The organism is Streptomyces griseorubiginosus, from assembly GCF_017614965.1.
Classification (GTDB): domain Bacteria; phylum Actinomycetota; class Actinomycetes; order Streptomycetales; family Streptomycetaceae; genus Streptomyces; species Streptomyces griseorubiginosus_B.
Genome location: NZ_WVUG01000326.1, coordinates 1 through 9,487, shown reverse-complemented (window position 1 = coordinate 9,487; position 9,487 = coordinate 1). Strand labels below are relative to the sequence as shown.

At 70.9% G+C, this 9,487-nt stretch carries 12 protein-coding genes; 9 read left to right on the top strand and 3 right to left on the bottom strand.

The window, feature by feature from the left end; translation table 11 throughout:
• Positions 1-140: 140 nt before the first annotated feature.
• Positions 141-1,043, top strand: a complete 903-nt coding sequence (locus GRC12_RS37365; RefSeq protein WP_208784625.1) for a LysR family transcriptional regulator — start codon at positions 141-143, stop codon at positions 1,041-1,043.
• A 56-nt stretch (positions 1,044-1,099) separates the two neighbouring features.
• On the opposite strand, the gene GRC12_RS37360 is transcribed toward GRC12_RS37365, so the two are convergent.
• Positions 1,100-1,567: a pyridoxamine 5'-phosphate oxidase family protein gene (locus GRC12_RS37360; protein WP_133047503.1), complete on the bottom strand. Its 468-nt coding sequence runs from the start codon at positions 1,565-1,567 to the stop codon at positions 1,100-1,102.
• 140 nt (positions 1,568-1,707) lie between these two features.
• On the opposite strand from GRC12_RS37360, the gene GRC12_RS37355 reads away from it, so the two are divergent.
• Positions 1,708-2,364, top strand: a complete 657-nt coding sequence (locus GRC12_RS37355; RefSeq protein ID WP_208784623.1) for a cysteine hydrolase — start codon at positions 1,708-1,710, stop codon at positions 2,362-2,364.
• Here GRC12_RS37355 and GRC12_RS37350 read toward each other — a convergent pair.
• A complete protein-coding gene (locus tag GRC12_RS37350) occupies positions 2,351-2,857 on the bottom strand; it encodes a Rieske (2Fe-2S) protein (protein WP_208784620.1) in 507 nt (168 codons plus the stop codon). The two genes, GRC12_RS37355 and GRC12_RS37350, sit on opposite strands and share 14 nt — an antisense overlap.
• A gap of 155 nt (positions 2,858-3,012) precedes the next feature.
• Here GRC12_RS37350 and GRC12_RS37345 point away from each other — a divergent pair, with 155 nt between their 5' ends.
• The 7 genes from GRC12_RS37345 (at position 3,013) to GRC12_RS37315 (ending at position 9,100) form a co-directional block, all read left to right on the top strand.
• Positions 3,013-3,777, top strand: coding sequence for a HipA family kinase (locus tag GRC12_RS37345; protein WP_208784618.1), 765 nt, complete (start codon positions 3,013-3,015; stop codon positions 3,775-3,777).
• On the top strand, positions 3,774-4,223 hold the full coding sequence (locus GRC12_RS37340) for a DUF3037 domain-containing protein (protein WP_208784616.1): 450 nt from the start codon (positions 3,774-3,776) through the stop codon (positions 4,221-4,223). Before GRC12_RS37345 ends, GRC12_RS37340 begins: the two co-directional genes overlap by 4 nt.
• 125 nt (positions 4,224-4,348) lie before the next feature.
• Positions 4,349-5,110 carry a 3-oxoacyl-ACP reductase FabG gene (gene fabG, locus GRC12_RS37335; RefSeq protein WP_208784614.1) on the top strand — a complete coding sequence of 254 codons (762 nt, stop codon included), beginning with the start codon at positions 4,349-4,351 and terminating at the stop codon, positions 5,108-5,110.
• 21 nt (positions 5,111-5,131) lie between these two features.
• Entirely contained in the window at positions 5,132-5,884 is a 753-nt protein-coding gene (locus GRC12_RS37330) for an SDR family oxidoreductase (RefSeq protein ID WP_208784612.1), read from the top strand.
• 211 nt (positions 5,885-6,095) lie between these two features.
• Complete coding sequence (locus GRC12_RS37325) at positions 6,096-7,679, top strand: ABC transporter substrate-binding protein (protein WP_208784610.1); 1,584 nt, start codon at positions 6,096-6,098, stop codon at positions 7,677-7,679.
• Positions 7,680-7,784: 105 nt separating this feature from the next.
• Entirely contained in the window at positions 7,785-8,468 is a 684-nt protein-coding gene (gene ung, locus GRC12_RS37320) for a uracil-DNA glycosylase (protein WP_208784608.1), read from the top strand.
• Between the two features lie 149 nt (positions 8,469-8,617).
• Complete coding sequence (locus tag GRC12_RS37315; protein ID WP_244374358.1) at positions 8,618-9,100, top strand: hypothetical protein; 483 nt, start codon at positions 8,618-8,620, stop codon at positions 9,098-9,100.
• A 16-nt stretch (positions 9,101-9,116) separates the two neighbouring features.
• On the opposite strand, the gene GRC12_RS37310 is transcribed toward GRC12_RS37315, so the two are convergent.
• Positions 9,117-9,487 (bottom strand): hypothetical protein (locus GRC12_RS37310; RefSeq protein ID WP_208784604.1); only part of this gene is annotated, 371 nt, incomplete at its 5' end.

Here is a 9,487-nt window from a genome sequence, read left to right as displayed (position 1 = left end):
GTCGAGGGCGGGGCGGCGGGCGGCGGGGCGGGCGGGGGCTCGGGTGGTAGCGGTGGCGGTGGTCATGGCCGTAACGATGCTGGACAGCATCTCGTAGCACAATCGAGAATTGGCGCGAGATATCTCGTAGCATCACTTACATGTTGAACCTGGATCGCCTGCGCACCCTCGACGCCCTCGCCCGGCACGGTTCGGTCAGCGGCGCGGCCGAGGGGCTGCACATCACGACCTCGGCCGTCTCGCAGCAGATGGCCAAGCTCGAGCGGGAGGTGGGCCAGCGGCTGCTGGCGAAGAACGGCCGGGGCGTGCGGCTCACGGACGCGGGCCGGCTGCTCGCCGAGCACGCGGCCCTGATCCTGTCGCAGGTCGAGCTCGCCCAGTCCGATCTGGAGGCGCAGCGCGGACAGGTGGTCGGTGAGCTGCGGCTGGTCGCGTTCCCGACGGCCCTGCGCGGGCTCTTCCCGGCCGCCCTCGCCGCGCTGCGCGACGACCACCCGGCGCTGCGGGTGCGCTCGCGGGAGCTGGAACCGGAGGAGGGCGTGAACGCGGTGCTCCGGGGCGACGCCGACCTCGCCGTCGTCCTGGACTGGTACAACAAGCCGCTGCCCATGCCCGACGGGCTGGCCAAGGCGCCGATCCTCGACGACCCCGTGGAGATCGCCATGCCCGCGGGACACCCGCTGGCCGGCCGGGAGGACGTCGACCTGGACGACTTCGGCGAGGACGAATGGGTGGTCTGGCCGGAGGGCGAGTTCTGCCACGAATGGCTGCTCTACACCCTGCGCAGCAAGGGCATCGAGCCGCGGATCGCCCACCGCGCCGAGGAGCACCACACCCAACTCGCCCTGGTGGCCGCCGGGTTGGGAGTCTGCGTCGCGCCGCGGCTGGGCCGCGACCCGATGCCGGCCGGAGTGCGGGCCGTGCCCGTGCGGCACCGCGTGCACCGGTACGTCTACGCCGTGTGGCGCGCGGACGCCGACCGCCGCCCGTCGATCCGGGCGGCGGTGGAGGCGCTGCAGGAGGCGGGGAAGAAGGCCGGCTGATCCCGACGGGCCTACGTGCCAACGGAAACCGGCACGCGCGCCACCGGGAAACCCGCCTACGCGCCACCCAGCTTGCGGAAGTCCCAGGACACGATCTTCTCCGGCGTCAGCCGGATCCAGGCGTGCCGGCCGTCGTGCGGCATTTCCTCGAGGCCGAAGTTCTTGCGGGCGAACAAGGTCTCCGGGACGTCGAGTTCGGCGCACAGTTCCCCGGTGCGCGGGAACTCGCCCACGAACTCGACGGTCCCCGACAGCTCCACGCCGCGCAGTTCGTCGTAGTCCTCGCCCGAGTCCACCACGATCGCGACCCGCGGGTCCCGCCGCAGGTCGGTCCACCGCTTGCTGCGCACCACCGAGTACAGCCAGACCGAGGTGCCGTCCCAGGCGAACCACAGCGCGCTGACATGCGGGGCCCCGCCCGCCGACACGGTGGCCACCCGGCAGGTGCGCTGTCCGGTGAGGAACTCGTCCAGCTCGCCCGGCGTCATCATGATCTTGCGGCCGCGGCGCTGAGTGACGGTCATGCGTCCCCCTCTTCTCTCACGAAGTGCCAGAGGGTCCGGTGATCCTCTGACATCACGTCAGAAAAGCATGGGTCGTCTTCCGTCCCTGCGCAATGGTCGCTACGCTCGCCCGCTCCAGCCGCCGGCGACGAGGAGGAACCGTGCCGTCCCGCGAACAGCTCAGCGAACTCCTCGATCCGGCCACCACCGTGCTGCTCACCGTCGAGTGCCAGCAGGGTGTCGTCGGCCCGGACAGCGCACTGCCCGAACTCGCCCTGGAGGCACGCCGGTCGGGCGCCCTCGCCAATGTGGCACGGCTCGTGTCCGCCGCCCACCAGTACGGCGTCCAGGTCATCCACGCCATCGCCGAGCGGCGCCCCGACGGACGCGGCGCCAACCGCAACGCCCGCCTCTTCCGCGCCGCCGAACGGCTGCCCGTCCAGCAGCTGTCCGGCACCACGGCGGTGCGGGTGGCGGCCCCCATCGAGGTCGCCGAGGAGGACCTCGTCGTACGGCGGCTGCACGGACTGTCGCCGATCCAGGGCACCGACGTCGATCCGCTGCTGCGCAACCTCGGCTGCCGCACGCTCGTCGTGGCCGGGGTCTCGGCCAACGTGGCCGTCCCCAACGCCGTCTTCGACGCGGTCAACCGCGGCTACACGGTCGTGGTGCCCTCCGACGCCATAGCGGGAGTGCCCTCCGAGTACACCCGCGCGATGATCCGCAACACCCTCGCCCTGGTCGCCACGGTCGCGACCACGGCGGAGGTGCTGGGCTGCCTCGAAGGGCCGCGGCGGGCGGGGATCAGGCCAGCGTGATCGAGTCCCCGCTCACGGTGACGTTCTGGGCCGTGAGACCGGTGGTGGCCGGGCCCTTCTTCACGCTGCCGTCCGTCACGGAGAACTCGCTGCCGTGGCAGGGACAGACGATGACACCGCCCGAGATGCTGGAGACCGCACAGCCCTGGTGCGGGCACCTGGTCGAGAAGGCCTTGAAGGTGCCCGAGGCCGGCTGGGTCACCACCACGGACTTGTCCTTGAAGATCTTGCCGCCGCCCTCCGGGATGTCGGCGGTCTTGGCCAGGGCCGTGCCGCCGCCGGAGCCGGACGAGGCGCTCGCGCTCGCGTCGCCGCCGGCCGTGCCGCCGTTGCTCGCGTTCGCGCCGGCCTGGGTGTCCGAGGAGCTGGAGGAGTTGTCGTCGGAGGATCCGCACGCGGTCAGCGCGACGGCGAGTCCGGCGGCGCCGACCGCCGCCACGACGGTACGCCGGGCCGGCGCCGGGACGGGCTGGAGCGGTTCGCTGGTCGTCATGCTGACGGTTCCCTTCGTTGCGGGCTTTGTGGATCGTCCAGGGGTACGGCGTTCGCGCATGGGTTGTTCAGACGATGTCGAGATCTAAACGCGTTCGAGTTCAGGGCGCAGTAAACCGGAGCTGTCGGTTCGCTGTCGGCCAGTAACCTGGGGCGATGCTCAAGGAAGTGATCGCGACGCGCTTCATCACGCCCCTGCGTGAGGGCGGCTCGCTGCCGGGGCTCGTCGAGGCAGACGACTTCGGGACGTACGTCATGAAGTTCACCGGCGCCGGCCAGGGCCGCAAGACGCTCGTCGCAGAGGTGATCTGCGGGGAACTCGCCCGCCGGCTGGGTTTCCGGGTGCCCCGCCTGGTCACGATCGGCCTCGATCCGGTGCTGGGTCTCGGGGAGCCCGAGCAGCAGGTGCAGGACCTGCTGCGGGCGAGCGGCGGCACCAACCTCGGCATGGACTTCCTCTCCGGCGCCCTCGGCTTCGACCCGCTCGCCTTCGAGGTGAGCCCCGAGGAGGCCGGACGCGTCCTGTGGTTCGACGCCCTGATCAACAACGTCGACCGGTCCTGGCGCAACCCCAACCTGCTGGTCCGGCAGGGCGAACTGTGGCTCATCGACCACGGCGCCACCATGATCTGGCACCACAACTGGCCCGGCGCCGACGCCTCCGCCGCCCGCCCCTACGACGCCTCCGACCACGCCCTCGCCCGCTTCCGCCCCGACCTCGCGGGCGCCGCCGCCGACCTCGCCCCCCGGGTCACCGAGGACCTCCTGGCCGAGGTCACCGCGGAGATCCCGGACGTCTGGCTGGCCGACGAACCCGGCTTCGACACGCCGGACGGGCTCCGGCACGCCTACGCGCGCGTGCTGCTCGCCCGGGCCGCCGACGTCCACACGCGCGTGAGCGGAATCGAGGAGGGCAAGTGAGCGACCGCCACATCCACATGGCCGGCTCCGTGGTCGAGCGGCACATCATCCGCGGCAGCGAGGCCAACGACCGGGACGTCTTCGAGTACGCCCTGCTGCGGGTCGTGCCCCGCGTCGAACGCGGCGAGTGCATCAACGCGGGCGTGCTGCTGTACTGCCGCGCCCAGCGGTACGTCGGCGCCCGCACCCACCTCGACGAGGCGCGGCTGCTGGCCCTCGACCCGGCGGCCGACGTGGCCGGGATCCGGGCGGCGCTCGGGGCCGTCGAGCGCGTCTGCGGCGGGGGAGAAGGGGCGGGGCAGGCCGCTGGTGAGGACGCCGGACGGCGTTTCCGCTGGCTCATCGCGCCGCGCTCCACGGTCGTTCAGCCAGGACCGGTGCACACTGGGCTCACCACCGATCCGGCGGCCGAGACCGAGCGGTTGCTCGACCTGCTGGTGAGGTAATGGATCACACCGCAGCCGCGTGACGTTGACACCGGGTGCCATGGCTTCTAGCGTCACGTGCGACGAAGGTACTAAGCGGTCGCTCACCGGGCCGCGGGTTCTCTCAAGGGCGAGGAGAAGCAGCAATGTCCACCACTGAGCAGCGGGTCGCCGTGGTCACCGGCGGAGCGCGTGGCATCGGCGCCGCCACCGCCGTACGACTGGCCGCCGAGGGTCGCGCGGTCGCCGTGATCGACCTCGACGAGGCCGCCTGCAAGGACACCGTGGAGAAGATCACCGCGGCCGGCGGCAGGGCCCTCGCGGTCGGTGCCGACGTCTCCGACGAGGCGCAGGTCGAAGCCGCGATCGCGCGCGTGGTCGAGGAGCTGGGCGCGCCGACGATCCTGGTCAACAACGCGGGCGTGCTGCGCGACAACCTGCTGTTCAAGATGAGCGTCTCCGACTGGGACACCGTCATGAACGTCCACCTGCGCGGCGCCTTCCTGATGTCGAAGGCCGTCCAGAAGCACATGGTCGACGCGGGCTTCGGCCGGATCGTCAACCTGTCCTCCTCCTCGGCGCTCGGCAACCGCGGCCAGGTCAACTACTCGGCCGCCAAGGCGGGTCTGCAGGGCTTCACCAAGACCCTCGCCAAGGAGCTCGGCAAGTTCGGCATCACCGCCAACGCCGTCGCCCCCGGCTTCATCGCCACCGAGATGACCAAGGCCACCGCCGAGCGCGTCGGCATGGGCTTCGAGGACTTCAAGGCCGCGGCCGCCACCCAGATCCCGGTCGCGCGCGTGGGCGAGCCGGACGACATCGCCAACGCCATCGCCTTCTTCACCGGCGAGGCGGCCGGGTTCGTCTCCGGCCAGGTGCTGTACGTCGCCGGCGGCCCCCTCGACTAGGTTCGACCAGGAGTAACGGACATGACTGAACTCTCCGGCAAGGTCGCCGTCGTCACCGGCGCCAGCCGCGGCATCGGTTACGGCGTCGCCGAGGCGCTCGTCGCCCGCGGCGACCGCGTGGCCATCACCGGCCGCAACGAGGACGCCCTGAAGGAGGCCGTCGAGAAGCTCGGTTCCGACCGGGTCATCGGCGTCGCCGGCAAGGCGCACGACCTGGACCACCAGACCGAGGTCGTCGAGCGCACGATGGAGGCCTTCGGCCGCGTCGACTTCCTGGTCAACAACGCCGGCACCAACCCGGTGTTCGGCCCGATCGCCGACCTCGACCTGGACGTGGCCCGCAAGGTCTTCGAGACCAACGTGATCTCCGCGCTCGGATTCGCGCAGAAGACCTGGCACGCCTGGCAGAAGGAGAACGGTGGCGCCATCGTCAACATCGCCTCCGTCGCGGGCCTCGCGCCCTCGCCCTTCATCGCCGCCTACGGCGTCAGCAAGGCCGCACTGATCAACCTCACCCAGCAGCTGGCGCACGAGTTCGCGCCGAAGGTGCGGGTCAACGCGATCGCCCCGGCCGTGGTGAAGACCCAGTTCGCCAAGGCCCTGTACGAGGGCCGGGAGGCGGAGGCGGCCGCCGCCTACCCGCTGGCCCGGCTCGGCGTGCCGTCCGACATCGGCGGCGCCGCCGCGTTCCTCACCTCCGAGCAGTCGGACTGGGTCACCGGCCAGACGCTCGTGGTCGACGGCGGCATCTTCCTGAACGCCGGTGTCTCCTGACAAAGTCGTTGCGATGGTAACGATCGGGCACCCGAGGGCGCCGTTTCCTTGACGGAAACGGCGCCCTCGTCGTCGTACGGGAAAGGCATGGGGAAATGACAACGTCGTCATAAAGATGCTGATCAACGGCCCTGTACGGAGCGGGTTGAACCCAAGTCACACTGCGGTATGGTCTGCCGACCCTTGGTACGGCAGATCGAGGAGCGAGCGCGTGTTCAACCGGAACCGAGGCCTGCGGCAAACGGCGGCCATCGCATCCCTATCAACCCTGGTGGCCGGGTGCGGCGTCCTCTCGTCGGACTCCTCCGACAGCACGGGACCGATCACCGTCGGGACGACGAGCGCCCCCAGCACCCTGGACCCGGCGGCGTCCTGGGACCAGTCCTGGGAGCTGTTCCGCAACATCTACCAGACACTGCTCAGCTATCCCGTCGGCGCGACCACCCCGCAGCCGGACGCCGCCGACAACTGCCGCTTCACCGACGGTTCGAACACGACGTACAGATGCGAGCTGCGCCCGGGCCTGAAGTTCTCCGACGGACACGCCCTCGACGCCACCGCCGTCAAGTACTCCATCGACCGCATCCGGAAGATCAACCTCAACGGCGGTCCCGCCGGGCTCCTCGGCAGCCTCGACCGGGTGCAGGCACTGGGCGACACGGAGGTCGTCTTCCACCTCAACCAGCCCGACGCCACCTTCCCCTTCGTGCTCGCCACACCCGCGATGTCCATCGTGGACCCCGCGAAGTACCCGGCCGCCGCCCTGCGCAAGGACGACAAGGTCGACGGCTCGGGGCCGTACACGCTGCAGTCGTACGAGGACGGCAAGAAGGCCGAACTCGTCCGCAACGGCAACTACAAGGGATACGCCGACCGCAAGAACGACGCGGTGACCATCCGCTACTACCGGGAGTCGGCCCCGATGGTCGCCGACCTGCGCAAGGGCACCCTCGATGTCGCCTTCCGCGGACTGGACGCCGACGACATCGTCGACCTGCAGAAGCACGACGCGAACGGCAAGCTCCAGATCAACGAGGGCGCCGGCATCGAGATCAACTACCTGGTGTTCAACCCCAAGGACCCCTGGGCCGGCAACACCGCGGTCCGCAAGGCCGTCGCCCAGCTCGTCGACCGGGGCGCGATCGCGCACAAGGTCTACAAGGACACCGTCGAGCCGCTGTACTCCATGGTCCCGAAGGGGCTGACCGGCCACACCACCGACTTCTTCGACGACTTCGGCAACCCCAGCGTCACCAGGGCCCGCCAGATCCTCACCGACGCCGGCATCAAGCAGCTCGTCCCGCTCACCCTCTGGTACACCACCGACCGCTACGGCTCCTCCACGGGGCTGGAGTTCGCCGAGCTCAAGCGCCAGCTGGAGGCCTCGGGCCTGTTCACGGTCACCCTCAAGAGCCGGCCCTGGAAGACGTATGTGACCGGCTACCAGAAGGGCGAGTACCCGGTGTTCGGGCGCGGCTGGTTCCCCGACTTCCCCGACCCGGACAACTTCATCGCCCCGTTCGTCGGCGATCAGAACGCGCTCGGCACGCCCTACCCGGCGCCCGAGATCACCCGGCGGCTGCTGCCCGAGTCCCGCCGGCAGAGCGACCGCGCCGCCGTTGTCCAGGAGTTCGAGAGGGCCCAGCAGGTCCTCGTCCGCGACGCCCGGCTGCTGCCGCTGTGGCAGGGCAAGCAGTACGTCGCCGCCAGCGACGACATCTCCGGCGCGGAGCAGGCGCTGGACCCGTCGACGATCATGATGATGTGGCAGCTGTACCGCAAGACCAGCTGGTAGGCGGGGTACTTCGGCCATCGGCGGGCCGTTGTCAGTGGTCGCCTGTAGGTTCTGAAGTCTGGAAGTGACCGCACGCCGTTTTCCGCACATCGTAAGGACGTTGACGTGACCGACATCGCCATGCTGCCCGAGTCCTGGCGCGGGGTTCTGGGCGACGAACTGCAGCAGCCCTACTTCAAGGAGCTGACGGAGTTCGTCGAGGAGGAGCGGGCGCGCGGTCCCGTCTACCCGCCGCGTGAGGAGGTCTTCGCCGCGCTGGACGCCACGCCCTACGACAAGGTGAAGGTCCTCGTCCTCGGCCAGGACCCGTACCACGGCGAGGGCCAGGGCCACGGGCTGTGCTTCTCGGTCCGCCCGGGCGTCCGGATCCCGCCGTCGCTGCGCAACATCTACAAGGAGATGCACGAGGAGCTGGGCACCCCCGTCCCGGACAACGGCTATCTGATGCCGTGGGCCGAACAGGGCGTCCTGCTGCTGAACGCGGTGCTCACCGTCCGCTCCGGCGAGGCCAACTCGCACAAGGGCAAGGGCTGGGAGAAGTTCACCGACGCGGTGATCCGCGCGGTGGCCGAGCGGCCCGACCCGGCGGTCTTCGTCCTGTGGGGCAACTACGCGCAGAAGAAGCTGCCGCTGATCGACGAGACCCGGCACGTGGTGGTCAAGGGCGCGCACCCCTCCCCGCTGTCCGCGAAGAAGTTCTTCGGCTCGCGCCCGTTCACGCAGATCAACGAGGCGGTCGCGGCGCAGGGCCACGAGCCGATCGACTGGACCGTCCCGAACCTCGGCTGAGCACCGCCGGGCCGGTTCCGCGCCGAGCCGGCCCGGTGCCGCCTGCCCGTGATCGCCCGTGCCCGGGGTTAGCGTCGACCGGGACAGCCGACGAGTGGGCGGAGTGCGCGGTGGCCAAGGGACCGGAGCAGACGGCGTCGGACGCCGTGATGTCACGGATCGGGCAGGTCGTGATCCTGCAGCACGCGGGCGACCGCGAGGAGGCCCGGGACCGCTTCCTCGCCCTGTGGGCGGAGATCGGCGAGGACGGCGACCCGCTGCACCGCTGCACCCTGGCCCACTACCTGGCCGATGCCCAGGACGACCCGGCCGACGAACTGGCCTGGGACCTGCGGGCGTTGACGGCGGCGGAGGAGCTGACGGGTGAGCGGCCCGCCGAGCACGAGAGCGCGCTCGCGCTCCGCGCCCTCTATCCCTCGCTGCACCTCAACCTTGCGGCCGACTACGTCAAGCTCGGCCGGGGCGGCGCCGCCCGCACCCACCTCCACCGGGCGCGCACGGCTGCCGCGACCCTCGCCCATGACAGTTACGGCGACGGGGTACGGGCGGCCATCACCCGGCTGGAGCTGCGCCTCGGCGAGGACGACACCGGCGAGACGGGCTGGTGGGGGCCGCCCCGGCAGCGGCCCTGAGCGCACCGTGCCGGGCTCACCGCCCGTACGCCTGCTTGCAGATCACCGACTCCGGGCTGTCCGCCCGCCAGCCCCCGTACCTCTTGCCCAGGGCGCACACGTCGGCCTGGCTCTTGGGGACCGACCTGGTCACGTCGGGGATCTCGTTGCCGGGCTGCTGCCCGTGCCGCGGCCTGGGATGTACCGGCCGCGGGTGCGAGCGGGGTGCCGCCGGCCGGTCGACCGGGGCGGGCTCGCGCGCCGGATTCCGGTGCCGCTGAAGTGTCCTCGGCTCCGCGCTCCGGGACGGGCCGATCATCTCCAGGGCCTCCCGGGCCGGCGCCTGCACGATCTGTGGCTCCCCCTCACCGTCCGGGCGCGGGGCCGGCCGTTGGGACGGGGTCGCCG